At 65.1% G+C, this 25,869-nt stretch carries 30 protein-coding genes and 1 tRNA gene; 24 read left to right on the top strand and 7 right to left on the bottom strand.

Annotation, left to right across the window (positions count from 1 at the left end):
• The first annotated feature begins 14 nt into the window (after window positions 1–14).
• The 11 genes from B6V73_RS05120 to B6V73_RS05070 all read left to right on the top strand — a co-directional run bounded on the left by B6V73_RS05120 (window position 15) and on the right by B6V73_RS05070 (window position 9,697).
• The gene (locus B6V73_RS05120) at window positions 15–947 is read left to right on the top strand and encodes an MBL fold metallo-hydrolase (protein ID WP_075776140.1); all 933 of its coding nucleotides are present in this window, start codon (window positions 15–17) and stop codon (window positions 945–947) included.
• 130 nt (window positions 948–1,077) lie between these two features.
• A complete protein-coding gene (locus B6V73_RS05115) occupies window positions 1,078–2,025 on the top strand; it encodes a 1-phosphofructokinase family hexose kinase (RefSeq protein ID WP_075776141.1) in 948 nt (315 codons plus the stop codon).
• A gap of 62 nt (window positions 2,026–2,087) precedes the next feature.
• Entirely contained in the window at window positions 2,088–2,849 is a 762-nt protein-coding gene (hisF, locus tag B6V73_RS05110; RefSeq protein WP_088724681.1) for an imidazole glycerol phosphate synthase subunit HisF, read from the top strand.
• The gene (locus tag B6V73_RS05105; RefSeq protein ID WP_088719062.1) at window positions 2,846–3,157 is read left to right on the top strand and encodes a phosphoribosyl-ATP diphosphatase; all 312 of its coding nucleotides are present in this window, start codon (window positions 2,846–2,848) and stop codon (window positions 3,155–3,157) included. Before hisF ends, B6V73_RS05105 begins: the two co-directional genes overlap by 4 nt.
• A 190-nt stretch (window positions 3,158–3,347) precedes the next feature.
• Window positions 3,348–4,379: an NADP-dependent oxidoreductase gene (locus B6V73_RS05100; RefSeq protein ID WP_088719063.1), complete on the top strand. Its 1,032-nt coding sequence runs from the start codon at window positions 3,348–3,350 to the stop codon at window positions 4,377–4,379.
• A gap of 93 nt (window positions 4,380–4,472) precedes the next feature.
• Window positions 4,473–4,895, top strand: a complete 423-nt coding sequence (locus tag B6V73_RS05095; protein WP_240496911.1) for a TerB family tellurite resistance protein — start codon at window positions 4,473–4,475, stop codon at window positions 4,893–4,895.
• A 164-nt stretch (window positions 4,896–5,059) separates the two neighbouring features.
• Window positions 5,060–5,854: an amino acid ABC transporter ATP-binding protein gene (locus B6V73_RS05090; RefSeq protein ID WP_088719064.1), complete on the top strand. Its 795-nt coding sequence runs from the start codon at window positions 5,060–5,062 to the stop codon at window positions 5,852–5,854.
• A 33-nt stretch (window positions 5,855–5,887) separates the two neighbouring features.
• The gene (locus B6V73_RS05085) at window positions 5,888–6,610 is read left to right on the top strand and encodes a transporter substrate-binding domain-containing protein (RefSeq protein WP_075776147.1); all 723 of its coding nucleotides are present in this window, start codon (window positions 5,888–5,890) and stop codon (window positions 6,608–6,610) included.
• Window positions 6,611–6,659: 49 nt separating this feature from the next.
• On the top strand, window positions 6,660–7,538 hold the full coding sequence (locus B6V73_RS05080) for an ABC transporter permease subunit (RefSeq protein ID WP_075776148.1): 879 nt from the start codon (window positions 6,660–6,662) through the stop codon (window positions 7,536–7,538).
• Window positions 7,535–8,362, top strand: coding sequence for an ABC transporter permease subunit (locus B6V73_RS05075; RefSeq protein ID WP_075776149.1), 828 nt, complete (start codon window positions 7,535–7,537; stop codon window positions 8,360–8,362). Before B6V73_RS05080 ends, B6V73_RS05075 begins: the two co-directional genes overlap by 4 nt.
• Before the next feature lie 3 nt (window positions 8,363–8,365).
• Window positions 8,366–9,697 (top strand): glutamine synthetase family protein, encoded by a 1,332-nt coding sequence (locus tag B6V73_RS05070; RefSeq protein ID WP_088719065.1) that lies wholly within the window; start codon window positions 8,366–8,368, stop codon window positions 9,695–9,697.
• Window positions 9,698–9,791: 94 nt separating this feature from the next.
• Here B6V73_RS05070 and B6V73_RS05065 read toward each other — a convergent pair whose 3' ends face one another.
• From B6V73_RS05065 to B6V73_RS05045, 5 genes are all read right to left on the bottom strand, one after another.
• Window positions 9,792–11,099, bottom strand: coding sequence for an MATE family efflux transporter (locus B6V73_RS05065; protein ID WP_088724680.1), 1,308 nt, complete (start codon window positions 11,097–11,099; stop codon window positions 9,792–9,794).
• Window positions 11,092–11,616, bottom strand: coding sequence for a PaaI family thioesterase (locus tag B6V73_RS05060; RefSeq protein ID WP_075776152.1), 525 nt, complete (start codon window positions 11,614–11,616; stop codon window positions 11,092–11,094). Before B6V73_RS05060 ends, B6V73_RS05065 begins: the two co-directional genes overlap by 8 nt.
• Entirely contained in the window at window positions 11,613–12,071 is a 459-nt protein-coding gene (locus B6V73_RS05055; protein WP_088724679.1) for a PaaI family thioesterase, read from the bottom strand. The genes B6V73_RS05060 and B6V73_RS05055 overlap by 4 nt, the downstream gene beginning before the upstream one ends.
• Window positions 12,072–12,136: 65 nt before the next feature.
• A complete protein-coding gene (locus B6V73_RS05050; RefSeq protein WP_075776154.1) occupies window positions 12,137–12,412 on the bottom strand; it encodes a peptidase in 276 nt (91 codons plus the stop codon).
• 104 nt (window positions 12,413–12,516) lie between these two features.
• Window positions 12,517–12,966 carry a nucleoside deaminase gene (locus B6V73_RS05045; protein ID WP_075776155.1) on the bottom strand — a complete coding sequence of 150 codons (450 nt, stop codon included), beginning with the start codon at window positions 12,964–12,966 and terminating at the stop codon, window positions 12,517–12,519.
• Between the two features lie 123 nt (window positions 12,967–13,089).
• Here B6V73_RS05045 and B6V73_RS05040 point away from each other — a divergent pair, with 123 nt between their 5' ends.
• The 6 genes from B6V73_RS05040 to B6V73_RS05015 all read left to right on the top strand — a co-directional run bounded on the left by B6V73_RS05040 (window position 13,090) and on the right by B6V73_RS05015 (window position 20,352).
• Window positions 13,090–14,694: a pseudouridine synthase gene (locus tag B6V73_RS05040; RefSeq protein ID WP_088724678.1), complete on the top strand. Its 1,605-nt coding sequence runs from the start codon at window positions 13,090–13,092 to the stop codon at window positions 14,692–14,694.
• Between the two features lie 253 nt (window positions 14,695–14,947).
• Window positions 14,948–15,859 (top strand): 5-bromo-4-chloroindolyl phosphate hydrolysis family protein, encoded by a 912-nt coding sequence (locus tag B6V73_RS05035; RefSeq protein WP_088724677.1) that lies wholly within the window; start codon window positions 14,948–14,950, stop codon window positions 15,857–15,859.
• 61 nt (window positions 15,860–15,920) lie between these two features.
• The gene (locus B6V73_RS05030; protein ID WP_075776158.1) at window positions 15,921–17,099 is read left to right on the top strand and encodes a toxic anion resistance protein; all 1,179 of its coding nucleotides are present in this window, start codon (window positions 15,921–15,923) and stop codon (window positions 17,097–17,099) included.
• Window positions 17,096–18,064 carry a DUF2927 domain-containing protein gene (locus B6V73_RS05025; RefSeq protein WP_075776159.1) on the top strand — a complete coding sequence of 323 codons (969 nt, stop codon included), beginning with the start codon at window positions 17,096–17,098 and terminating at the stop codon, window positions 18,062–18,064. The genes B6V73_RS05030 and B6V73_RS05025 overlap by 4 nt, the downstream gene beginning before the upstream one ends.
• Window positions 18,065–18,086: 22 nt before the next feature.
• On the top strand, window positions 18,087–19,214 hold the full coding sequence (locus tag B6V73_RS05020; protein ID WP_075776160.1) for an SPFH domain-containing protein: 1,128 nt from the start codon (window positions 18,087–18,089) through the stop codon (window positions 19,212–19,214).
• Between the two features lie 4 nt (window positions 19,215–19,218).
• Entirely contained in the window at window positions 19,219–20,352 is a 1,134-nt protein-coding gene (locus B6V73_RS05015) for a zinc ribbon domain-containing protein (RefSeq protein ID WP_240496912.1), read from the top strand.
• 4 nt (window positions 20,353–20,356) lie between these two features.
• On the opposite strand, the gene B6V73_RS20710 is transcribed toward B6V73_RS05015, so the two are convergent.
• Window positions 20,357–20,533, bottom strand: coding sequence for a hypothetical protein (locus B6V73_RS20710; RefSeq protein ID WP_158275078.1), 177 nt, complete (start codon window positions 20,531–20,533; stop codon window positions 20,357–20,359).
• Window positions 20,534–20,601: 68 nt separating this feature from the next.
• On the opposite strand from B6V73_RS20710, the gene B6V73_RS05010 reads away from it, so the two are divergent.
• The 7 genes from B6V73_RS05010 to B6V73_RS04980 all read left to right on the top strand — a co-directional run bounded on the left by B6V73_RS05010 (window position 20,602) and on the right by B6V73_RS04980 (window position 25,282).
• Window positions 20,602–21,054: a thioredoxin domain-containing protein gene (locus B6V73_RS05010; protein ID WP_078539752.1), complete on the top strand. Its 453-nt coding sequence runs from the start codon at window positions 20,602–20,604 to the stop codon at window positions 21,052–21,054.
• Between the two features lie 86 nt (window positions 21,055–21,140).
• Window positions 21,141–21,216, top strand: a tRNA-Ala gene (locus B6V73_RS05005).
• 284 nt (window positions 21,217–21,500) lie between these two features.
• Entirely contained in the window at window positions 21,501–22,004 is a 504-nt protein-coding gene (locus B6V73_RS05000) for a YbjN domain-containing protein (RefSeq protein ID WP_075776162.1), read from the top strand.
• A 25-nt stretch (window positions 22,005–22,029) separates the two neighbouring features.
• Complete coding sequence (gene proC, locus B6V73_RS04995; RefSeq protein WP_075776163.1) at window positions 22,030–22,842, top strand: pyrroline-5-carboxylate reductase; 813 nt, start codon at window positions 22,030–22,032, stop codon at window positions 22,840–22,842.
• Complete coding sequence (locus tag B6V73_RS04990; protein ID WP_075776164.1) at window positions 22,839–23,174, top strand: tRNA-binding protein; 336 nt, start codon at window positions 22,839–22,841, stop codon at window positions 23,172–23,174. The genes proC and B6V73_RS04990 overlap by 4 nt, the downstream gene beginning before the upstream one ends.
• Window positions 23,174–24,121: a D-glycerate dehydrogenase gene (locus B6V73_RS04985; protein WP_088719074.1), complete on the top strand. Its 948-nt coding sequence runs from the start codon at window positions 23,174–23,176 to the stop codon at window positions 24,119–24,121. Before B6V73_RS04990 ends, B6V73_RS04985 begins: the two co-directional genes overlap by 1 nt.
• Window positions 24,122–24,163: 42 nt before the next feature.
• Complete coding sequence (locus B6V73_RS04980; protein ID WP_088719075.1) at window positions 24,164–25,282, top strand: beta-ketoacyl-ACP synthase III; 1,119 nt, start codon at window positions 24,164–24,166, stop codon at window positions 25,280–25,282.
• Window positions 25,283–25,285: 3 nt separating this feature from the next.
• Here the strand turns inward: B6V73_RS04980 and B6V73_RS04975 are convergent, their stop codons facing one another.
• Window positions 25,286–25,867 carry a thymidine kinase gene (locus B6V73_RS04975; protein ID WP_075776167.1) on the bottom strand — a complete coding sequence of 194 codons (582 nt, stop codon included), beginning with the start codon at window positions 25,865–25,867 and terminating at the stop codon, window positions 25,286–25,288.
• Between the last annotated feature and the right edge of the window lie 2 nt (window positions 25,868–25,869).

Raw genomic sequence — 25,869 nt, 5'->3', positions numbered from 1 at the left:
GAGGGAGAGACCCGATGACCAGGACCTTCATGACCCGCCGTACAGCATTGAAAACCGCCGCTTTCCTGCCCGCCGCCCCCGCGCTTCTGACCGGGACCGGCGCCGCCGCGCAAAGCGCGAACGAAGCCCCGCCCGCGATCCCGCGCTATCGTCGGATGCAGATGGGAGATCTGACGATCACCACGCTGCTCGCCGGATCGCGCGAGCTGGAAGAGCCGCAGACTATCTTCGGTATGAACGCCAGCCCCGAGGACTTCGCCAAGCTCTCTGAGGCCAATTACATCCCTGCGGACAAGTCGCTTAACTTCTTCACCCCGACCCTGATCGAGACCGGCTCGGAGAAAATCCTCTTCGACACCGGCCTGTCGCCCGAGGGGATCACCTCGGCGCTCGCCGCCGCTGGGCATTCGCCCGAGGACATCACCCATGTCGTGATCACCCATATGCATGGCGACCATATCGGCGGGCTGATGGGCGATGGCGGCGAGACCTTCGCCAATGCTGCCTACATCACCGGCCAAAAGGAATTCGACCATTGGTCGAACGCGGGCAACGACACGTTCGAGGCCAAGGTCCGTCCGCTGGCCGAGAAGATGAGCTACCTCAAGGGTGGCGATTCGGTCGTCTCCGGCATCTCGGCAGTCGAAGCCTTCGGCCACACGCCGGGCCATATGGCCTTCATGGTGGAGTCGGGCGGCAAGGGGCTGATGCTCGCTGCCGACACGTCGAACCACTATGTCTGGTCGCTTCAGCGCCCGGAATGGGAAGTGAAATACGATATGGACAAGGAGATGGCCGCGAAGACTCGCAAGGAGCTTCTGGGCCGTGTCGCCGCCGACAAACTGGCTTTCATCGGCTACCACATGCCCTTCCCGGGCGTAGGTCATCTCGAGGCACTCGACACCGGCTTCCACTTCCACCCGATCACCTATCAGCTCAACGTCTGATCCATCGTTTCGATTGTCCGGACGGTCCTTTCGCCGTCCGGGCGCCCACTACCTCAATCCCGCACGCCCCCTTGATCGCAGATCGTTAGCTGCGATGATCCCGATACCCACCACGGCTTCGGAGCCTGCGATGACCTCGATCCTCACGATCACGCTCAACCCGACGGTCGATCTGTCGATCGAAACCCCCGAAATCGCGCCCGAGCGCAAGCTGCGCTGCACGCGGCCGCTGACCGATCCGGGGGGCGGCGGGTTGAATGTCAGCCGCGCGATCGCTGCCTTGGGCGGCAATTCCACGGCCTTCGTCGCCCTTGGCGGCACCACCGGGGACCGGGTGATGCGGCTCCTCGCCGAGGCCGGGATCGCTCTCTTCCCCTACCCCGCGCCGGGCGAGACGCGGATGAGCCTGACTGCCACCGACCAGAGCACGGGCGCGCAATACCGCTTCGTGATGCCGGGGCCGGACTGGGGCGCGCGCGATGTCGCCAAGGCGCTCAGCCGGATCGCGCGCGCCGCCCCTGAAGACGGGATCGTCGTGCTGTCCGGCTCGCAACCGCCCGGCGTGCCCGAGGATTTCCCCGCGCGGCTGGCGACGAAAATGGCCCGGACCAAGGCGCGGCTTTTCCTCGACACCTCCGGCAAGGCTCTGCACCAGTTGATGGAAAGCAAGGCGCAACCCGCCGACGTTCTGCGGATGGACGAACTGGAGGCCGAGGAGTTGGCGGGCCGCAAACTGCCCGAGCGCAGCGACAGCGCCGACTTCGCGCAAAGCCTCGTGCAGCGCGGACTGGCACATGCGGTGATCGTCGCGCGCGGCTCGGATGGCAACGTGCTCGCCACCAAGGACGCGCGCTGGTTTGCCGTGGCGCCTAAGGTCGATGTCGTCTCGAAAGTGGGCGCGGGCGACAGTTTCGTCGGGGCTTTCACACTCGCGCTCTCCCGCGGCAAACCTTTCCACGAGGCGTTGCAGCACGGCGCGGCAGGCGCGGCGGCCACCGTGACCACCCCCGCCACTGACCTGTGTTCCGCCGCGATGGTGCGCCGCCTTCTGCCGCATTGCCCCGTCGAGCCGATCTGAGCACTCTGCCCCTTTGCCTCGCGGCACCTGCGCGTTATGAAAGCGCCAAAGGAGCGCCGCCCATGCTGAAGACCCGCATTATTCCCTGTCTCGACGTCGCCGATGGCCGCGTCGTGAAAGGCGTCAATTTCGTGAACCTGATCGACGCGGGCGACCCGGTCGAGGCCGCGAAGGCCTATGACGCGGCAGGCGCAGACGAGCTGTGTTTCCTAGACATCCACGCGACCCATGAAAACCGCGGCACCATGTTCGATCTGGTGACCCGCACCGCCGAGCAATGTTTCATGCCGCTCACCGTGGGCGGCGGCGTGCGCACCCATGAAGACGTGCGCGCACTCCTGCTGGCAGGCGCCGACAAGGTCTCGTTCAACTCCGCCGCCGTGGCCGATCCGAACGTCATCACCGAGGCCGCCGACCGCTTTGGCAGTCAGTGCATCGTCTGCGCGATCGACGCAAAGACCGTGGAGCCGGGCCGCTGGGAAATCTTCACCCATGGCGGGCGCAAGCCCACCGGCATCGATGCGGTGGAATTCGCCCGCATCGTGACCGCGAAGGGCGCGGGGGAAATCCTGCTGACCTCGATGGATCGCGACGGCACGCGCGCGGGCTTCAATCTGGAGCTGACGAAGGCGATTTCGGACGCGGTGGACGTGCCGGTGATCGCCTCCGGCGGTGTCGGCAATCTCGATCACCTGGTGGAAGGCGTGACGAAAGGCGGCGCCTCGGCCGTACTCGCCGCCTCGATCTTCCACTTCGGAGAATACACGATCCGCGAAGCCAAGGAATATATGGCCGCCGCGGGCATTCCGATGAGGCTGCAATGAGCATTCTGGACCAACTCGCCGCGACCATCGAGAGCCGCAAGGGCGCCGATCCCGACACCTCCTGGACCGCGAAGCTGCTGGCCAAGGGCCCGGAGAAATGCGCCGAGAAATTCGGTGAGGAAGCGGTGGAGGCTATCATCGCCGCAGCGAAGGACGACCGCGAAAACCTGACCTACGAGGCGGCGGATGTCCTTTATCACCTCTTGGTGATGCTGGCGGCACGCGACGTGAAGCTGGCCGATGTGCTGGCGGAACTGGAGCGCCGCGAGGGCACCTCCGGCATTGCCGAGAAAGCCGCGCGCAGCTAAGGGGCGCTGTCCCTTCTCTCCTTCGGAAATTCATCCCAGGGATATTTCCGCAAGCCCGAGGACGCCCCGGAAACCTCTGGCATTCGGGCTTGTCGAAATATCCCGGGGGTGAGGGCGAAGCCCGAGGGGGCAGCGCCCCCTTTCCCCGTGCAAACCGCGTGCTAGCTGGCCTCTCAAACAGGAGGCTTTCATGGCTCAGACCCAAGACACCAACCGCAAGATCATCCTCGCCGAGCGCCCGAAAGGCGCGCCGAACGAGAACACGCTGAAACTGGAAACCGAGGCCGTGCCGCGGCCCGGCAAGGGCGAGATGCTGCTGCGCACCGTCTATCTGTCGCTCGACCCCTATATGCGCGGGCGGATGTCGGATGCGAAATCCTACGCCACCCCGGTCGAGATCGGCGGCGTGATGACCGGTCAGGTCGTGGCCGAGGTCATGGAGAGCGATGTCGCGGGCTTCTCGAAGGGCGATTACGTGCTCTCGCCCTCAGGCTGGCAGGATTTCTTCGTCTCGGATGGCACGCAGGTACTCAATCTCGGGCCGGAGCCGGAGAACCCGAGCTGGGCCTTGGGGATTCTCGGGATGCCGGGCTACACGGCCTATGCGGGCCTGCTGAAGATCGGCGAGCCGAAACCCGGCGAGACTGTTGTGGTGGCCGCCGCCTCCGGGCCCGTGGGCGCAACGGTCGGCCAGATCGCCAAGATCAAGGGCTGCCGCGTCGTCGGCGTCGCGGGCGGAGCCGAGAAATGCGCCCATGTCACCGAGACGCTGGGGTTTGACGCCTGCATCGATCACCGCGCCGAGGATTTCGCCGAACAACTGGCCGCGGCCTGCCCCAACGGCATCGACGTCTATTTCGAGAATGTCGGCGGCAAGGTGCTTTACGGCGTGCTGCCGCTTCTCAACCCCTTCGCGCGAATGCCGGTCTGCGGCATGGTCGCGTGGTATAACCTGCAAGGCCTGCCCGAGGGACCCGATCACGGGCCGCAGATCCTGTCGACTATCCTGCGCATGAAGGTGAAGGTGCAGGGCTTCATCATCTTCGACAGCTTCCCGATCGAGCTTTATCAGGAATTCTCGGAGGCGATGACCGGCTGGCTGAAAGAGGGCAAAGTTCAGTACAAGGAGCAGGTGGTGGAGGGCCTAGAGGCCGCGCCGCAGGCGCTTTACGATCTGCTGGAGGGCCGTAATTTCGGCAAGATGGTCGTGAAAGTCGGCTGAAGGCGAGAGATGTGCGCAGGGCTTTCGCATCCGTGACTTGCCCTGCGCCGCGCATCGCTTATCTCTACGCTTATGTTTGGACGCCTTTTCGATATGCTCAACGATCCCGCCCCCGATCCGATGGAGGGGGAAGATCGTGAATTGGCGCTAGGCGCACTTCTGGTGCGGCTCGCGCGGTCGGATGAAAACTATACCGAAGACGAGAAGATCCGGATCGACCGGGTTCTCGCGCAGCGCAACGGGCTTTCGAGCTTCGAGGCGACCGAGATGCGCAAGCGCGCCGAAGAGGTCGAGGCGGGTGCGCCCGATACCGTCCGCTTCACCCGCGCGCTGAAGGACAAGGTCGCCTACGAGGACCGCACCGGCGTGATCGAGGCGCTGTGGGACGTGGCGCTGGCCGACGGGGTGCGCGACGCCCATGAGGATGCGCTGATCCGTCTCGCGGCGAAGCTTCTGGGCGTCAACGATGTCGATTCGGCGGTGGCGCGGCAGCGCGTCGAGGCCCGCCGAAGCTGAGTTAGAGGGACAGGCCGGCGTGGAGGCGCGACCGGTTCACGCATATTTTTTCCTCAGATGCTCGTGATTTCGGCCCCTTCCCCATCGTCAACCGGGCAGACGCAGTTGCAATCATCGGCCAAATCGCGCCAGATTGCGCGGATGGACAAAGAGAAGCTGCCTGCGTGACCCGAAACGAGCCTGCGCCCCAAGACGCGCCCGTCATCGAAATCCGTGACCTTCACAAGAGCTACGGCTCGCTCGAGGTGCTCAAGGGCGTCTCGATCACCGCCCCACGCGGCCATGTGGTGTCGCTGATCGGCTCTTCGGGCTCGGGCAAGTCGACCCTCTTGCGGTGCTGCAACCTGCTCGAAGACAGCCAGAAGGGCGACGTGATCTTCGAGGGCGAGCACGTCGCCTGGCGTGGCGAGGGACTCAATCGTCGTCCCGCCGACCGCGCGCAGGTCACACGCTTCCGCACGAACCTGTCGATGGTGTTCCAGCAGTTCAATCTCTGGGCCCACATGACGATTCTGCAGAACGTGATGGAAGCGCCGGTGACGGTGCTGGGCCGCGACAAGGCAAAGGTCGAGAAGCTGGCGCGCGAATTACTGGCGAAGGTCGGCATCGGCGACAAATGCGACGCCTGGCCCGCGCAGCTCTCGGGCGGCCAGCAGCAGCGGGCGGCGATCGCGCGGGCGCTGTGCATGGAGCCCAAGGCGCTTCTTTTCGACGAGCCCACCTCGGCGCTCGATCCCGAATTGCAGCAGGAGGTGGTGAAGGTCATCAAGGACCTCGCCGCCGAACACCGCACCATGATCCTCGTCACCCACGACATGCGGCTGGCGCGTGACGTCTCGGACCACGTCGTCTTCCTGCACCAGGGCAAGATCGAGGAAGAGGGCCCGCCAGAGGCTCTGTTCGGCGCGCCGAAATCGACGCGCCTGCAACAATTCCTGTCGGCCACCGCGCCGGCGTGAACCAACCCAAGAACAAACAACGGGGAACCCAAGATGAAAAAACTGATCCTGACCGCCGCCATTCTCGGCCTGTCGGCCGGCATTGCCGCGGCTGAAACGGTCCGCATGGGCACCGAGGGCGCCTACCCTCCCTACAACTACATCGACGACAACGGCGAAGTTGCAGGTTTCGAGCGCGAACTGGGCGACAAGCTCTGCGAGATGGAGAGCCTCGATTGCACCTGGGTCACCAATGACTGGGATTCGATCATCCCGAACCTGCTGAGCGGCAACTACGACACCATCATCGCTGGCATGTCGATCACCGCCGAGCGCGAGAAATCGATCGACTTCACCCAGCCCTACTACCCGCCGGCGCCCTCCGCTTATCTCGCGATGGATCCGAACGTCGATCTCAAGGGCGCCGTGGTCGCGGCGCAGACCGGCACGATCCAGGCGGCCCATGTCGCCGAAAGCGGTGCGACGCTCGCCGAATACGCCACGCTCGACGACACGATCGCGGCGGTGAAGAACGGCGAGGCCGACGCGGTCTTCGCCGACAAGGACGCGCTCAAGCCCTTCGACGGTCAGGACAACCTGCAATTCGTCGGCGACGACGTGCCGCTGGGCAAGGGCATCGGCATCGGCCTGCGCAAGTCCGACACCGAGCTCAAGAACAAGCTCGATGACGGGATCTCGAAAATGAAGGCCGACGGCTCGCTCAACGAGATGATCAAGAAGTATTTCGGCGACAAAGCGCTGACCTTCAAAAACTGATCCAGAAAGCGGGGGGCGGGTCACGCGGCGCGCCCCCCGACCGATCCAGATGCTCAACAGCTGTTCCGATCCTTCCGCCCTTCACGGGCTTTCCTGGCTTCTGTGCTACCTGACAACGGGCAAGCACATGATGTTCTATGGCTCCTTTGGGATCGTGCTGATCCTGCTGGCCGTGACGGCGCCGGTGGCGCTGATCTTCGGTTTCGGGGGCGCGCTCGCCGCGCGGTCGACCCTCGCACCGCTGAAGCTTCTGGGACGCGGCTATATCGCGATGGTGCGCGGTGTGCCGGATATCATCTTCTTCCTCTTCGTGCCGATCGCGATGGACCAGGGGCTCGAATACCTGAAATCGCGCGCGATCTGCCCCGACCCCGGCCCCGCCTGGACGGGCAACGAGTTCCACGTCTGTGCCGCGGCGAAAATCCCGCTCGGTACCTCCCCACAATTCTACCACGAGGCCTATGGCTTCGCGCTGGCCGTGGTGGCCTTCTCCATCGTCTACGGGGCGTTCGCCGCGAACGTGCTGTTCGGTGCGATGCAGGCCGTGCCGCGCGCGCAGCTGGAGACCGCCGAGGCTTACGGCATGACTCGCGCGCAGGTGAACCGCCGCGTACTGATCCCGCAGATGTGGGCCTATGCGATCCCCGGCCTGTCAAACCTATGGATGATCCTCATCAAGGCGACGCCTCTGCTGTTCCTTCTGGGCATCGAGGATATCGTCTACTGGGCGCGCGAACTCGGCGCGACCAAGTCGCAGATCTACTCTTATCCACACCCCGACTGGCGGCTCTACTACTTCCTCGCGCTGCTGGTCTTCTATCTGGTGATGACCAAGCTCTCCGAGATCGTGCTGGCGCGCATCAACCGCCGCCTCTCCTTCGGGCAGGCCACGGCTGCCGGTGAAGCGCTGAGAAAGGCGGGCGCATGAGCTGCATTCAGACCATCGCGGATTACGGTCTGCGGTCCGTGGGCATCGGCGAGCGGCTGCTGCCGCGCTCCGATTTCACCATGTGCCAGCAATTCACCCTGATCGGCTCGGGGATGATCTGGAACCTCTATTTCGGCATCCTCGCGCTTCTGGCGGGCTTCTTCCTCGCGACCACGCTGGCAGTGGCGAAGAACTCCGAACGTGCAATTTTCCGCAAACCCGCGGACTGGTTCATCTTCCTGTTCCGCGGCTCACCGCTCTTCATCCAGTTTTTCCTCGCCTACGAGGCCTTCGCGATGCTGCCCCGGGCTGGCTTCCCGATCCTTGGCATCACGGTCGCGACGGACTGGATCACGCGGGCCTGGGCAGGCGCCCTGATCGTGCTGTTCTTCAACACCTCCGCCTATGCCGCCGAGATTTTCTACGGCGCGCTGCGCTCGGTTCCGAAAGGCGACATGGAAGCCGCGGACGCCTATGGCATGACCGGCTGGACCAAATTCCGCCGCGTGACATGGCCGACGATGCTCCGGCTCGGTTGGCCGTCCTACACCAACGAGGCGATCTTCCTGTTCCACGCCACCACGCTCGTGTTCTTCTCGGGCTTCCCGGCGTTCCGGCAGGAGGGCGACGCGCTCTATTACGCGAAATATTTCGCGGACAAGACCTTCAATCCCTTCATCCCCTACCCGATCGCGGCGTTCTATTTCATCCTGCTCACGCTCTGCGTCATCGCGGTCTTCGGGGTGATCAACCGCCGCCTGAACCGCCATCTGCCGCAGGAAAGCCGCAAGCGCTTCCGGTTCAGGCCGCAGATTATCAGGTGACACATGAACTGGCTGCACGACCATCCCGACGTTCGCACGATCCGCGTGGCGGCGGCCGATCTCAACGGGGTGGCGCGCGGCAAACGCCTGCCAGCCCGCTTCGCCGATAAGGTCTTCACCGAAGGGACGCGCTTCCCCTATTCGGTGATGAACCTCGACATCTGGGGCGAGGATGTCGAAGACAGCCCGCTCGTCTTCGAATCCGGCGATGCCGACGGCCTTCTGATGCCGACAGAGCGGGGCTTCCTGCCGATGCCGTGGCTCTCGGCGCCGACGGCGCTGCTGCCGATCTGGATGTTCCACATGGACGGCACGCCCTATGCGGGCGATCCCCGGCAGGCGCTGGCCCGCGTCGTGGAACGCTACAAGGCTCTGGGGCTGACCCCCGTGGTCGCGACCGAGCTGGAATTCTTCCTGATCGACGATAGCGGCAAGACCCTGCGGGTGCCGCCCTCGCCGCGCTCGGGTAAACGCCGCACCGGCGGCGAGGTGCTATCGTTGCGCGCGCTCGACGCGTTCGACATTTTCTTCAGCCAGCTCTACGACGCCTGCGAGGCGATGGATATTCCCGCCGATACCGCGATCTCCGAAGCGGGTCCCGGCCAGTTCGAGATCAACCTTAGCCACCAACCCGACCCGCTGAAGGCCGCCGATGACAGCTGGCTGTTCAAGATGCTGGTGAAAGGGCTGGCCCGCGCGCATGGTTTCGCCGCGTCCTTCATGGCGAAACCGTACGACGAATGGCCCGGCAACGGCATGCATATGCATTTCTCCGTGCTCGACGCCGAGGGCAACAACATCTTCAACGACGGCACGCCGCAGGGCTCGGATCAGATGCGCCACGCGGTCGCCGGCTGTCTGGCTGCGATGTCGGGCTCGGCGCTGATCTTCGCGCCGCATGAGAACAGCTATGACCGGCTGGTGCCCGACGCCCATGCGCCAACTGGGATCGCCTGGGCCTACGAGAACCGCACCTCGGCGCTGCGTATCCCGGCCTCTGGCCCGCAGGCGCGCCGGATCGAGCATCGCGTGGCGGGCGGCGACGTGAACCCCTACCTGATGATCGCCGCTATCCTAGGCGCGGCGCTGATCGGGATCGAAGACAAGATGGAAGCGCCCGAGCCGATCAAGGGCAACGCCTATGCGCTCGACCTGCCGCAGATGCCCACCGACTGGGAAGAGGCGATCGACGCCTTCCAGAATTGCGAGATCATGCCGCGCATCTTCGACCGCGAACTGATCACCAATTTCGCCATGACCAAGCGGCAGGAGCTGCATTACATGGCGGAGCTCTCGGATCAGGAACAGACCGAGCTTTACCTGGATACCGTCTGAAGGGGGCGCTGCCCCCTCGGGCTTCGCCCTCACCCCCGGGATATTTCTCCCAAGGGGAAGGGAGAGGCGGGGCGCAGCCAGAGGGGCCGCGCCTCTACCCGGATGAAGCTTTCGACTCGGCCCGGGGATAGAGCCGCGCCATCGTCAGGCCGCGCGTGGCGTTGAGGATCATCAGCCCCGCCCAGAGCCCGTGATTGCCGAAAAGCGGGATCAGCACGAATAGCGCCGCCGTGTAGATCGCGACCGAGATCACCATCGCGTTGCGCATCTCGCGCGTCAGGGTCGCCCCGATGAAAATGCCGTCGAGCATCCAGGCCGGTCCCCCGATCAGCGGCGCGGCAGCAATCCAGAACAGGTAATCGCGCGCCTCGATGCGGACATTCGGCGCGGTGGTCATCAGGTCGATGATCGCAGGGCCTGCGAGCAGGAAGACCGCGCCCAGCACGAGCGCGCCACCGATCCCCCATTGCGAGGACACGATGCTCGCCCGGCGCAGCCGTGCCGCGGAATGCGCGCCCACGGCCTGCCCCACGAGGCTCTCGACGGAGAAGGCGAACCCGTCCAGCGCGAAGGCCGTGATCTGCAGGAATTGCAGCAGCACCTGATTGGCCGCGAGGGTCACATCGCCCTGTCCCGCGCCGAGGAACAGGAAGGAGGTGAAGCTCGCCTGCAGCAGGATCGAGCGGAGCATGATGTCGGTATTCACCCGCGCCATAGTCGCCAGTTTCACGCGGTCGAAGATCGCGCGCGCGCGCCACAGCCCTCCCGCAAAGGCAGCGCGACACAGCCAAAGCGCCAGCAGCACACCGCCGATTTCGGAGATGAGCGTGGCGCCGGCTACGCCTTGCACGCCCCAACCGAAGCCGAGAACGAACAGAAGATCCAGCCCGACGTTCAACGCGTTCATCGCCATCTGCAGCAAGAGGACCCCGCGCGTGCGCTCCAGCGCGATCAACCATCCGGTGAAAGCGTAGAGCGAGATCGTCAGCGGCGCGCCCCAGATGCGGATCTGCAGGTAGTCGCGGGCAAGACCCTCGACCTCGTCGCTCGCTGGGGCAAGCTGAAAAGCGGCCCAGAACAGCGGAAGTTGCAGCACGATGAGGCTCAGCCCGGCGATCCCCGCAATGATCAGCGCGCGCATCAGCCCGGCGGACACCTCGCCCGTGTCGCCCGTCCCATGCGCCTGGCTCACCAGCCCGGTTGTGCCCATCCGGAGGAAGCCGAAGATCCAGTAGAGCGAGGACAGGATCACCGCTCCGATCCCCACCGCCCCGATCGGCGCGGGCAGGCCGATCTGGCCGACGACGGCCGTGTCGACCGCGCCGAGGATAGGGATCGTGGCGTTCGAGAGGACGATGGGCAGCGCGATCTTCAGGACCCGCGCATGGGTAATCTCAGCCATTGGCGGAGGTATCGTCCCGCGCGGGCATCAGGAAGTGTCCGGTCGCCTGCGCGAAGATCCGGGTCCGGTTGTCTTGCCACGCCTCGACATGGACGCTGGCGTAACGCCGCCCCGAGCGGTTGACCCGCGCCCGCGCATAGGCGTCGCGCGGCAGGCCGGAGCGCAGGTAATCCACCGTGAAGTCGATCGTCTTGGGCAGCCGCGGCAGGCTCTCGGGCGTCAGCGCGTCGAAATCGATCCGCCCCGCCTCGATATCGTCCCAGAGGTAGGACCAGCTGAGCTCGATGATCGCGGTGACCTCTAGAAAGGCCGCCGTCACCCCGCCATGGATCGCGGGCAGCATCGGGTTGCCGATCAGCTTGTCATCATAGGACAGAACACCGGTCAGCTCGTCGCCGCGCCGGTCGAAACCGATGCCGAGGAATTGCGCGTAAGGAATGCCCTCGACGAGCATCTTGAGCGCGCCGTCACGGCGCTGCTTGACCTGCTGGACGGGTTCGGGCTTGGGACGGCTCATGTCTGGCCCTCCGATTTGGGTTTGTCGGGCCGCGAGACGGTGAAGGCACCGGTGGCAGTCGCCACGGGGCGCTCCGCGTCCTCGTCATGGGTGGTCGCACGCACGAAGGCCACCGAGCGAGTGACGTGATAGCATTCGGCCCGCGCGGTGATCCGCTGGCCGGGCGTGGCGGGGCGCATGTAATCGATGCGCAGATCGAGCGTCGCGGTAGAGGCGCCCGCCTGCGGGTGGCTCATTACGGCGGCGCCCGCGCAGGTATCCATCAGCGCCGAGACGGCGCCGCCATGGATCACGCCGGTGCGCGGATCGCCCACGAAGCGCGTGTCATAGGGCATCGAGAGGGTCGCGCAGCCGGGGCGGATCTCGTCCATCTCCATTCCCAGCGCGCGGGAATGCGGGATCGCCTCGATGAACTGGCGCGCCTGTTCGAGTATCTTGTCGTTCTCGTCGCTCATAAAATCATCCCCGAATGTCTTGCGCGACTATCCCCGCTGGCCGACGGGGTTACAAGACCCGCGCCTCAGCCCTGCCCCTGCGACATCAGGAAATAGCGCGCGATCCCGTAGAGGTAGAAACCGGTGAACATGATGTTGAGATATTTCAGCTGGCGCTCTGTATGCAGCCAGGCGTGATAGGCCCAGATCAGGCAGAATGGCAGGCTGAGAAACAGGTTGAGCGGGTACCAGTTCTGCACGATGGCAATGGTGGAGGCGATGCCGAGGGCGAGCGCGACCCATTTCATCTCTTGCTGATAGGCCGCAAGGCCACCTTCGCGCAGACGCAATGCCGAACGCATTCCTGCTCCTTCTGGTCGTCTTCGATATCGGGGATCGCGACCCCTCGGGCCTGCGATACGCTTGATATGCCACATGAAAGTAGACGCGTCCAGACGGGCGAGGCTCAGCGGCGCGCTGCGAAGAAATCCTTCAGGAGCGCCTCGGCCTCCGCCGCCCCGATGCCGTCGTAGATTTCCGGCACGTGGTGGCTCTGCGGATGCGCGAAGATGCGCGGCCCCTGCGCGACGCCGCCCGATTTCGGATCGGCCGCGCCATAATAGAGCCGCGCGATCCGGGCCTGAGAGATCGCCGAGGCGCACATCGGACAGGGCTCGAGCGTGACATAGAGGTCGTAACCGGGCAGCCGCTCCGAGCCGATCTGCGCACAGGCGTCGCGCATCGCGAGAATCTCGGCATGGGCCGTCGGATCGCCCAGCTCGCGCGTGCGGTTGCCCGCAGAGGCCACCACCCTACCGTCAGGGGAGACGACCACCGCGCCGACGGGCACTTCGCCGCGCTTGGCCGCCGCGCGCGCCTCTGCCAGCGCCTGTTGCATGAAAGACCGGAATTCCATGGCTCTTCATCGCCTGCAAACCCGCGCTTATCAAGACGCTTCCCACGCGCCTCGGAAAGGTGTAGATCGCGGTCTTTCGCGCCCGAGCGACTCGCGCGCCCCCTCCCCTAGAAGGAACCGGACATGACCGACACTCCCGAAAATTCCGCCCCGAAATCCGTCGAAAAATCCGCCGCGAAGGAACGCGTCGCCAAGGTGATCGCGCGCTCCGGCGTGGCCTCGCGCCGCGACGCCGAGAAGATGATCCTCGCCGGCAAGGTCGCGGTGAACGGCAAGCAGATCGACTCGCCCGCACTCGACGTGGCGGCCTCGGACAAGATCACCATCGACGGCAAGGCGATCGACGCACCGCAGGAGACGCGGCTGTGGCTCTATTACAAGCCGCTGGGTCTGGTCACGACCGAGAAGGACGAACAGGGCCGCCGTACGATTTTCGACGAAATGCCCGAAGGCATGCCGCGCGTGCTGAACGTGGGCCGTCTCGACCTCAACTCCGAAGGCCTGCTTCTCTTGACCAATGACGGCGGCCTCAAGCGCCGTCTGGAACTGCCCGAGACCGGCTGGCTGCGCAAATACCGCGTTCGCGTGAATGGCCGCCCGACCGAGCAGAGCTTCGAGCCGCTGCGCCAAGGCATAACCATCGACGGCGAAGAATTCCTGCCGATGGAGGTCTCGCTCGACCGTCAGCAGGGCGCGAATGCGTGGCTGACCGTGGGCATCCGTGAAGGCCGCAACCGCGAAATCCGTCGCGCCATGACCGAGATCGGCTTCCAGGTGAACCGCCTGATCCGGATCAGCTATGGTCCGTTCCGCCTGATGGACATGAAGGCAGGCGACGTCATGGAAGTGAAGCGCAAGATGCTGCGCGACCAGCTGGGCGGCCTGCTCGACGACAAGTCGGTGGGCGGCGAAGCGAAGCCCGAGCGCAAGGAGCGTGGGGATCGCCCGGAGCGCGGCGAGCGCAAGGACCGGGGCGACAAGCCGCGCTTCAAGCGGGATCGCGATGACGGCGGCCGTGAGGATCGTCCGCGCAAGCCGCGCACGGGCGGCTTCAAATCGCATCGTGACGAGGGCGACCGCGGTGATCGGAGCGAGCGCGGCGATCGTGGGCCGCGCTTCTCGAAGGACCGGGGCGACCGCCCGGATCGCGGGCCGCGTGGCGACAAGCCGCGCTTCAACCGGGACCGCGACGAGGGTAGCCGCGACGACAAGCCGCGCTTCCGCAAGGACCGCGACGAGGGCGGGCGCGAGGATCGCCCGTTCCGCGACGGGCCACGCAAGCCGCGGGCCGGTGGCTTCAAGTCGCATCGCGATGAAGGCGAGCGCGGCGATCGGGGTCCGCGTTTCTCGAAGGATCGTGGAGACCGTCCGGATCGTGGGCCGCGTGGCGACAAGCCCAGCTTCAACCGCGACCGCGATGACCGCTCCGGCGGGAAGTTCGGCGGCAAGCCCAGTGGGAAGTTCGGCGACAAGGCGCGCTTCAGCCGGGATCGCGACGAAGCGGGCCGAGACGACCGTGGCGGCGACAAGCCCCGCTCGGGCGGGTTCAAATCGCATGGTGGCAAACCGGGCGGGAAACCGCGTTCGGGCGGGTTCAAATCCCACGGCGACGCGCGCGGCGACCGGCCCGCACGTTCCGGCGGCTTCAAATCGCATGGCGGCAAGCCGGGCGGAAAACCCGGCGGCAAGCCCTTCGGCGGCAAGCCGCGCGGTGGCAACCGCGACTGACCGGCGAAAACACGCTTTGAGTGAGGGGAAAACCGCCGTGGTTTTCCCCTCACTTTTTTCCTCGGCGGGTTTACGCGAATTTCACACCGTCTCTCTGGCATAGACCCGCCAGCCTGCTTATAAAATATTATCAGGACGCCGGAATTCGCGTCCGATGGCAGGGGCTGGCGATGTCGCGCGAAGCGCAAAAGAGAATCGCTTTCTGGCTGATGATCGCGCTGACGCTGTCGGTCGCGTTCACCGGGAGCGTGTGATGGCTCAACGCTATGGCGGAAAATACTCGCCCCAAGGCCCGGCCAGCGGGCCCGACCTGCACGATCCCCGCAGCGTACCTCCCCATCGCCGTCCCGATGCTCGCCACCCCCAGGAAGGCCGTCCGTTCTGGATCGTGGCCGCCGCCCTGCCCTTTCTGCTGAGCGCTTTCGGCGACGGGCCCCTCACCTTGGCCCGCGCGCTCGCGGCTTTCGCGCTGATCGCGGGCGCCGCCTGGACGATCCGCGAGGGGCTGCGGGCGGAATTCGCCTATGTCGCCCGCGCCTCGGCCAAGCGGCCCGCCTTTCCTCGGAAGATTCTGGGCTCGGTCGCCTATGGGCTGGGCCTCGCCATCGGCGCACAAGCGCCCGGCCTCGGTGTGATCGGAGCCGCCGGGATCGGCGCGATCGGCACCGTTGTCTCGCTCGTGGCCTTCGGTCTCGATCCGCTGAAGGACAAGGGGATGGACGGCGTCGACGAATTTCAGCAAGAGCGCGTCGCCCGCGTGGTCAAGGAGGGCGAGGCCTATCTGGAAGAGATGCGCAAGGCGATCACCCCCTCGGGCGAGCGTGTCCTGATCGGCCGGGTCGAGCAATTCGCCACCACTGCCCGCGATCTGTTCCGCGCGGTCGAGGAAGACCCCGGCGATCTGGCGCAGGCGCGGCGCTACATGACGGTCTATCTGCAGGGCGCGCGCGACGCGACGATCAAGTTCGCCGACCTGTGGCGCAACACCCGCGATCAGACCGCACGCGACGATTACGCGGCGCTGCTGGATGATCTGGAGGCGAATTTCACCGCGCGCACCAGGAAGATGCTGGAAGACGGCCGCGAAGGGCTGGAAATCGAGATCGACGTTCTGCGCGACCGGCTGGCGCGCGAAGGGGTCGTGCCGACGACCCGAAAGACATGACGAGGCGTGACGTGACACGTGACCCCGGGATCTGTCCCGACAGGCGCAAGGAGGCCCTGAGATGACCGAGACGACCCGCCAGAAGGCGACCGAGCTGATGACCGAAGTGGAAGGTGTCAGCGGCTCCCTGCTGCCCGAGCCGGGCCCGGCAGAGGCGGTGACCCCGCTCGATCAGGCTCCGCCGGAAACCGCCGAGGAAATCCGCAAGCGCATGGCCGAGCTGGACATGAGCGACACGAATTCGATCGTCCGCTTCGGTTCGCGCGCGCAGACCGATCTGCAATCGATCAGCCAGGAAATGCTCTCGGGCGTCAAGAACAAGGATGTCGGCCCCGCCGGGGACAGCCTGCGCCAGATCGTCACCACGATCCGCGGCTTCTCGGTGTCGGAACTCGATGTACGCCGCAAGCGCAGCTGGTGGGAGAAACTGCTGGGCCGCGCCGCTCCGTTTGGCAATTTCGTCGCCCGCTTCGAGGAGGTGCAGGGCCAGATCGACCGCGTCACCGACGAGTTGCTGAGCCACGAGCATAACCTGCTCAAGGACATCAAATCGCTCGATATGCTCTACGACAAGACGCTGCATTTCTACGACGAGCTCGCGCTCTACATTGCAGCGGGCGTGGAAAAGCTCGCCCAGCTCGACACGCAGGAAATCCCTGCAAAAGAAACAGAGATGGAAGCCGCTTCCGAAGATCAGAAAGTACTCAAGGCACAGGAACTCCGCGATCTGCGCGCCGCGCGCGACGATCTGGAACGCCGGGTGCATGATCTGAAACTGACGCGTCAGGTGACGATGCAGTCGCTGCCTTCGATCCGGCTGGTGCAGGAAAACGACAAGAGCCTTGTGACCAAGATCAACTCGACGCTGGTGAACACAGTGCCTCTCTGGGAGACTCAGCTGGCGCAGGCGGTCACGATCCAGCGCTCGCGCGAGGCGGCGGGCGCCGTGCGCGAAGCGAATGACCTCACCAACGACCTGCTGACCGCCAACGCCAAGAACCTGCGCGAAGCCAATGCCGAGATCCGCACCGAAATGGAACGCGGCGTTTTCGACATCGAGGCGGTGAAAGCGGCCAATGCCGATCTGGTCGCCACGATCGAAGACAGCCTGCGCATCGCCGACGAAGGCAAGCGCAAGCGGGCCGATGCCGAGAAGGAACTGATCGAGATGGAAGACAAGCTGCGCAACACCCTGTCGGCGGCGAAATCCTCTGCACAGGCCGGCGGAGCTGCGGGATGATGCGGATGCGTGCGGCCTTCCCGGTTCTTGCAGGGCTGGCGGCGCTGGCCCTTTCGGCCTGCACGCCGGGCTTGGGCGGCTCGCCGCTCGCACCGGACAAGACCGCGCGCCCGCCCAGCGCGCCAGCCGATCTCGACCGCTCCAAGGTCACGGAGCAGAGCGCGCTGTCGCGAGAGATGTCTGCCTATTTCGCCAAGACCGCCGCCGAGATGGAAAGCCGCGGCCAGCTGCGCACCGATGTCGCGCCGCGCGATGCACCGTTCAACCAGCGCCAACTGGTGCAGAACTTTATCCATATCGCGCTCTACGACGAATACGCGGCGCAGGGCGGCGGGTTCGTCGCCCGCCAGACGCCCTCTCGGCTGCGGCGCTGGGAGAAACCGGTGCGGATGGACGTCGATTTCGGCGCCTCGATTCCCAAGGCCGACCGCGCCTCGGATGTCGCCGAAGTGCGCGCCTATGCGGGCAAGCTCGCGAGCGCCTCGCGCCATCCGGTCAGCGTTGTAAAGCATGGCGGCAATTTCCACGTGCTGTTCCTCAACGAAGACGAGCGTCGCGCAATCGGCCCGCGCCTGCGACAACTCGTGCCGGGGATCGATGAAAGCTCAGTCGAGGCGATCACGAACCTGCCGCTGTCCACCTACTGTGTCGTCTTCGCCTTCTCGCAGGGCGACAGCCCGATCTATACCGACGCGGTCGCGGTGATCCGCGGCGAGCACCCGCCGGAACTGCGCACCAGCTGTATCCACGAGGAGCTGGCTCAGGGGCTCGGCCTCGCGAATGACTATCCGCGCGCGCGGCCCTCGATCTTCAACGATGACGAGGAATTCTCGCTGCTGACCAAGCATGACGAGCTGCTGCTGCAGATGCTTTACGATCCGCGCCTGAAGCCCGGCATGACCGAGCGCGAGGCCCGCCCGATCGTCACCACGATCGCCGCCGAATTGCTGGGCGGCGCAAGCTGAGAACCAAGAAGGAACCGCATCCATGGGCATTCTCGATTTCCTCTCGGGCGAATTCATCGACGTCATCGGCTGGACCGACGACACCCGCGACACGATGGTCTGGCGGTTCGAACGTGAGGGCCATGCGATCAAATACGGCGCCAAGCTGACCGTCCGCGAAGGGCAGGCCGCCGTCTTCGTCCATGAGGGGCAGCTGGCCGATATCTTCGGTCCGGGCCTCTACATGCTGGAGACGAACAACCTGCCGATTCTGACGACGCTTCAGCATTGGGATCACGGGTTCAAATCGCCCTTCCAGTCCGAGATCTATTTCGTCAACACAACGCGGTTCAATGACCTCAAATGGGGCACGAAGAACCCGGTCATGGCGCGCGATCCCGAATTCGGCCCGGTGCGCATCCGCGCCTTCGGCACCTATTCGATGCGTGTCACCGATCCGGGCAAGTTCCTGACCGAGATCGTCGGCACCGATGGCGAGTTCACCTCGGACGAGATCAGCTACCAGCTGCGCAACGTGATCGTGCAGGAGTTTTCGCGCGCCATCGCCAGCTCGGGCATCCCGGTCCTCGACATGGCGGCGAACACCGCGGACATGGGTAAGGTGATCACCAAGGCGATCGCGCCCACCATTGCGAATTACGGGCTGGAGCTGCCGGAATTCTACATCGAGAACGTCTCACTTCCCGAAGCGGTGGAGGCGGTTCTCGACAAGCGCACCTCGATGGGCATCGTGGGCGATCTGAACCGCTACATGCAATATAATGCCGCGGAGGCCATGGGGCAGCCGGGCTCGGGCGCCTCCGCCGGGATGGGCGCGGCGATGGGGGCCGGAATGGGCGCGGGCATGGGCATGGCAATGGGTCAGCAGATGGGGCCGTGGGGGCAGATGGGTCAACAACCCGCCGCCGCCGCGCCGCCGCCCCCTCCCCCGCCGCCGGTCGAGAAGGTCTGGCATCTCGCGGTCAACGGCCAGACGCAGGGGCCCTTCGGGCGCGGCCATCTGGGACGCATGGTCTCGGAAGGCTCGCTCACCCGTGACAGTCTCGTCTGGACGCCGGGTCAGAACGGCTGGATGCGCGCCGAGGACGTGACCGAACTGGCGCAGCTCTTCACCATCGCACCGCCGCCGCCCCCGCCTGCTGCGAGCTGATCCGATGCTGGGTTTCCCGAAAGTGGGGCGGAGCGCAGCTGCCGCCCCTGCCGACCCACGCGGCGAGAGCCACTATCACTGCGAAAGCTGCGGCGCCGATCTGCGGTTTGCGCCGGGCCAGACGCGGCTCGTCTGCGACCACTGCGGCCATGTGCAGGACATTCCCTCCGCCACCGGGCGCGGTGAGGCCCGTTTGCGCGAATTGCCGCTCGACGATGCGCTGACCCGCGAATTGCCCGCGCAGGAGATGGAGGAGCACCGCACCGTCTCCTGCCCCAATTGCGGCGCCTCGATCGAGCTGCAGAATGGCGAGCACGCGACTGAATGCCCGTTCTGCGCGACGCCGGTGGTGGTCGATACCGGCACGACGCGGCTGATCAAGCCGCAAGGCGTGCTCCCCTTCCAACTGACCGAGGAACAGGCGCGCGCGGCGCTCTCGAAATGGCTCGGCTCGCTGTGGTTCGCGCCCAACGGACTGTCGCAATATGCCCGCAAGGGCCGGCGCATGACCGGCATCTACGCGCCCTTCTGGACCTTCGATGCCGCCACCCGCACGCGCTATTCCGGGCAGCGCGGCGATGCCTATTACGTCACGCGCACGGTGCAGACCGACAAGGGCCCCCGCACCGAGCAGGTCCGCCGCATCCGCTGGACCCCGGTCTCGGGTCAGGTCGCGCGCGATTTCGACGATGTGGTGATCTACGCCGCGCGCTCGCTGCCGCCCGATTACGTGCAGGCGCTGCGCCCTTGGGATTTGACGGCGCTCGAACCCTACCGGCGCGATTACCTCGCGGGCTTCACCGCCGAGGGCTACACCGTGCAACTGCAAGAGGGCCATCATGCCGCGCAGGCAGAGATGATCCGCGTCATCCAGACCGACATCCGTCGCGATATCGGCGGCGACGAGCAGCGGATCGGCGCGATGGACCCGCAGTTCTCGGCCGAAACCTTCAAGCATATCCTGCTACCGATCTGGACCGCCGCGTACAAGTTCCGCGGCCGCTCCTACCGCTTCGTCGTCAACGCCCAGACGGGCCGCGTGCGCGGGGATCGCCCGTGGTCGGCATGGAAGATCGCACTGGCAGTGATTGCTGCACTAATCGTGGCGGGCGTGTTCTTCTACCTGAAGGGCCGCTGAGAGATCAGCCTTTTGCCAAGTCTTCCATCCCGAAGGCGACGCCCTGCGGCGCGAGCCATTCGGCGAAGCGCGCAATCTTCTCGTCAATCGAGCAGGTATTGGTCTGCCGCGCCATTTCGATGTCATAGGCGGCGCGAAGATCCATCTGGCGTTCGGGGCTCAGCTCTTTCCAGCGCGTCATGTCGTCTCCTTGCAAAGCCGAAGTGGGTTCCCGATATATCTTTCAACCCAATGTAACGGAGGGGTGACATGACCCAATCCTCTCAAAGCTATCGTGTGACCTGCCTCGATTGCGGACAGGCCAACCGCGTCCCCGCCGAGAAGCTGGGCGCAAACCCGAAATGCGGCACCTGCGGCGGATGGCTCGTTTCGCACAAGGTGACGGAAGTAGATTTCAAGACGCTCGCCAAGGCCGAGAAGGACGACCTGCCGCTGCTGGTCGATTTCTGGGCGCCGTGGTGCGGCCCGTGCAAGGCGATGGCGCCGCAGTTCAACATGGCCGCAGAGAAGCTGACACCCCATGTGCGGCTCGCGAAGATCAACACGCAGGTGAACCCTACCGCGACTCAACGCTACCGGATTCAGGGCATTCCCGCCTTCATCCTGTTCGCGAAAGGCCGCGAGGTCGCCCGTGCTGCAGGGGCGCGCCCGGCAGGCGATCTGGTCAATTTCGTGAAGTCGAAAATCTCGGTGCCCGCATAAAGCGGATCGGCAGAAATTTTAGCGTGCGGCGCGGGCGGGCCGCTTGACAACGCCCGCGCCTTGCGCGAAATACCACGCCACGGTACGGGGCCTTAGCTCAGCTGGGAGAGCGCGTCGTTCGCAATGACGAGGTCAGGGGTTCGATCCCCCTAGGCTCCACCAAACCGCCTCAAAAAGCGCCCGACCTTCGGGCGCTTTTTGTGTTTTAAAGCGATCTCAAATACTTAGTGAAAGAGAGCCAGCCAGTGGCCCCGCTTTGTGGATGAACTATCCCCAGATTTCGTGGCACCCGCCCGGCTTATCCACCACAAATTGCTTTACAGAACGCAAACCTGCCTACACGATATGTTGTAGGGAAAGGCGGCTGCTACCGCCGTTCCTTGTAAAGCCGACAAGCCCTAGGGGAGCTGCACTCCGGGCATCTAAAAAGGCAGGGGGATACGAGCATGGCACTGAGCGAAGACTATCTGTACGCCGAGGAACTCCACCCGATCGACATCGTCGAGACGCTGGCCGAAGCCCATGAATGGGAATTCGACCGGGTTACCGATGACCAGATCGCAATGGCGGTCGAGGGTCAGTGGCGGACTTACTCGATCACCCTCGCCTGGTCGCCGATGGATGAAACCCTGCGGCTGATCTCCACTTTCGAGATGGATCCGCCCGCGACCCGTGAGGGCGCGCTCTACGAGCTTCTCAACCGCATCAACGACCGGGTCTGGACCGGCGCCTTCACCTTCTGGCCCGATCAGCGGCTGATGGTCTGGCGGCACGGGCTGGTGCTATCGGGCGGGCAGATGCCCGGGCCGGAGCAGATCGACCGGCTGATCGGCGCGGCTGTCGTGTCCTCCGAGCGGTTCTACCCGGCTTTCCAGCTGGCGACCTGGGGCGAGCGCACTCCCGAAGACGCGATGCAGGTGGCCATTGCGGAGGCCTACGGGCGCGCCTAATCTCCCCCCGAACAAAGGGGGAAGCATGAGCTTTGATAACATTTCCGACCGCGGCCTCGTCATTCTGGGCTGCGGACGCATGGGCGGCGCGATCCTTCAGGGGCTGTTGAAGGGCGGTCTGCCCGCAGCTTCGGTCTGGGTGGTCGATCCGAATCCATCCGACTGGCTGAAAGAGTCCGGCGTGAATCTCAACGCCGAACTGCCCGACCACCCGGCTGTCGTCCTCGTCGCGGTGAAGCCGCAGATGATGGCCGACGCGCTGCCGCAGCTGTCGGCCATGGCCGAAGGCGATACTCTGTTCGTCACCGTCGCCGCGGGGATCACCATCGAGGGCTACGAGAAGATGCTGGGCAAGCAGGCGCGTCTGGTGCGCGCCATGCCCAACACGCCCGCCGCGATCGGCCGTGGCGTGACCGCGATCGTCGGCAATCCGAACGCGACGAGTGACGATCTCGACACGGCGGATGCGCTGATGACCGGCGTGGGTCAGGTCGTGCGGCTCGACAACGAGGGCCAGATGGATGCGGTAATCGGCGTCTCCGGCTCGGGCCCGGCCTATGTCTTCCACCTGATCGAGGTGATGGCGGCAGCGGGCGAGGCCGAGGGGCTCGATCCCGACCTGGCGCTGCGGCTCGCCAAGGCGACCGTCGGCGGCGCGGGGCAATTGGCCGAGGATAGCGACGAGAGCCCGTCGAAGCTGCGCGAGAACGTCACCTCGCCCGGCGGCACCACGGCAGCGGCGCTCGAGGTTCTGATGGACCCCGAGACCGGCATGCCGCCCCTGATGCGCAAAGCGGTCGCCGCGAATATCGCGCGCAACCGGGAGCTGGGGAAATGACCATCTCCTTCGACGACTTCATGAAGGTCGACATCCGGTGCGGCCGGATCACGCAGGCCGAGCCCTTCCCCGAGGCGCGCAAGCCCGCGATCAAGCTCTGGGTCGATTACGGCCCGGAGATCGGCGTGAAGAAAAGCTCCGCCCAGATCACGGTGCATTACGCGCCCGAGGAGCTGGTCGGCAAGCTGGTCTTCGGCGTGGTCAACTTTCCGCCGCGCCAGATCGGGCCGTTCATGTCCGAGGCACTGGTGCTCGGCGTGCCGGACGAGGCGGGCGAGGTCGTGCTGCTGACGCCCGACAAGGACGTCCCGATCGGCGGGAGGATGTATTGATGAAGCTCCTCGTGACCCGCAAGCTGACCGACGAAGTCGAGGCCCGCGTGGCGCGCGAATTCGACGTGACCTTCCGCAACGGGGCCGCGCCGATGACCGAGGAGGAAACCCGCGCGGCTCTGGCCGAGTATGACGCGCTTCTCGTCACGCTTGGCGACAAGGTGACGGCGGCGGCCTTCGAGGGCAGCCCGCGCGCGAAGATCGTGGCCAACTTCGGGGTTGGCTATAACCATATCGACGTGGCCGCCGCCGAGGCGAAGGGCATCACGGTGACCAACACGCCGGGCGCGGTGACGGACGCCACCGCCGATATCGCGATGATGCTGATCCTGATGAGCGCACGGCGCGCCTCGGCGGGCGAGCGGTTCGTGCGGCGCGGCGAGTGGACCGGCTGGACGCCGACGCAATTCCTAGGCCAGCACGTCTCGGGCAAGAAAGTCGGGATCATCGGTCTGGGCCGCATCGGCACGGCGATCGCGAAGCGCTGCCATTTCGGCTTCGGCATGGAGGTGGCTTACACCAAGCGCACCCCCGTCGATCCGGGCTTCCCCGCGACGCATTTGAGCCAGGACGAGTTGCTCACCAGTTCCGATTTCGTGGTAATCGCGGTGCCGGCGAGCCCCGCCACGCATCACCTGATCGGCGCCGCCGAGATCGCGAAGATGCAGCCACATGCGCATCTCATCAATATCGCACGCGGCGATATCGTCGACGAGGCGGCACTGGTGGCGGCGATGCAGGGCAATGTGATCGCGGGCGCGGGCCTCGACGTCTACGAGCGCGAGCCCGACGTCCCCGAGGCCCTGCGCGAGATGGATAACGTCACGTTGCTTCCGCATCTGGGCACCGCCGCTCTTGAGGTGCGCGACGACATGGGCCACATGGCGGTCGACAATCTCATCGCCTTTCGTGACGGCAACACGCCGCCCAATCGCGTGTCGTCTTGACCTTTCACCTCCTTGGCGGGAGGCTCTGCCAAGGAGGATCCGATGCATCAAGCCGTCATTACCGGGACCGGAGTCTATACGCCGGAACACGTCATCACGAATGCCGAACTGGTCGAAGCATTCAACGCCTATGCCGATCTGTTCAACGCCGAGAACGCAGAGGCCATCGCCGCAGGCGAGATCGAGGCCAAGCCGCATAGCTCGGTCGAGTTCATCGAGAAAGCCTCCGGGATCGAGCAGCGCTACGTGATGGACAAGGAAGGCGTGCTGGACCCCACGCGCATGTATCCGCGCCTGCGCCAGCGCTCGGATGAAGAGCCCGGCATCATGGCGGAAATCGCGCTCGATGCCTGCCACAAGGCGCTGAAGATGGCGGGCCGCACGGGCGAGGACGTCGATCTGGTGATCTGCGCGGCCTCGAACATGGAACGCGCCTACCCCGCCATCGCGATCGAGATTCAGAAGCTTCTCGGCGCGGGCGGTTTCGCTTTCGATATGAACGTCGCCTGTTCCTCGGCCACTTTCGGCATTCAGGCCGCCGCCGACATGATCCGCACCGGATCCGTGCGGCGCGCGCTGGTCGTGAACCCCGAAATCACCTCGGGCCATCTCGAATGGCGCGACCGGGATTGCCATTTCATCTTCGGCGATGTGGCGACCGCGACACTAATCGAACGGCGCGAGGATGCGCCACATGGCTTCCTGATCCGTTCCACCCGTTGCGCGACGGAGTTCTCGAACAACATCCGCAACAATAACGGCTTCCTGCGCCGCACCCGGCCCGATGGCGTGGCCGACCGCCGCGACATGCAGTTCATGCAGGAGGGCCGTAAGGTCTTCAAGGAAGTGCTGCCGATGGTGGCGGGCCATATCCACGACCACCTCACCGAGACTGGCGTGGCGACCGAGGACCTGCACCGCCTCTGGCTCCATCAGGCGAACAAATCGATGAACGACTTCATCGGCAAGAAGGTTCTTGGCCGCGATCCCGAGCCGGGCGAGCAGCCGAATATCCTGCAGGATTACGCCAACACGTCGTCTGCCGGCTCGATCATCGCGTTTTCGAAATATTCCGACGATTTCAAACCGGGCGAGATCGGACTGATCTGTTCTTTCGGGGCGGGCTATTCGGTGGGCTCGGTCGTGGTCGAGAAGATCTGAGGCTTAGGCCTCTCCCATCGCCTCGCGCCAATGACGGCGGCAGAGGCTGACATAGGTCTCGTTGCCACCGATCTGCACCTGATCGCCATCGCGCAGCGCCTGTCCGTCCGGGCCCATCCGCACCACCATCGTGGCCTTCTTGCCGCAATGGCAGATCGTGCGGACTTCGCGCATCTCGTCGGCGAGCGCCAGCAGCGCCGCCGAGCCGGGGAACAGCTTGCCCTGAAAATCCACGCGCAACCCGTAGCACATCACCGGCACGCGCAGGTCATCGACCGCGCGGGCGATCTGCCAGACCTGCGTCTCGGTCAGGAACTGCGCCTCGTCCACGAAGATGCAGGCGCAGGGGCCGTCCGCCAAGCGCTTCTCGATCAGCGCGAACATATCGGTCTCTTCGGTGAAACAGGCCGCCTCCGCACCGATGCCGATCCGGCTCGCGATGCGCCCGTCGCCCGCGCGATTGTCGAGCCGCGCGGTCACGAGGAACGTCTCCATCCCGCGTTCGATATAGTTGTGGGAGGCTTGCAAGAGGATCGTGCTCTTGCCCGCGTTCATCGTGGAATAATGGAAGTAGAGCTTGGCCATAG

The sequence above is a fragment of the Thioclava sp. JM3 genome, from assembly GCF_002213185.1.
GTDB lineage: Bacteria > Pseudomonadota > Alphaproteobacteria > Rhodobacterales > Rhodobacteraceae > Thioclava > Thioclava nitratireducens.
The sequence above is the reverse complement of the archived record's forward strand: the minus strand, read 5'-3'. Positions and strand labels throughout refer to the sequence as shown.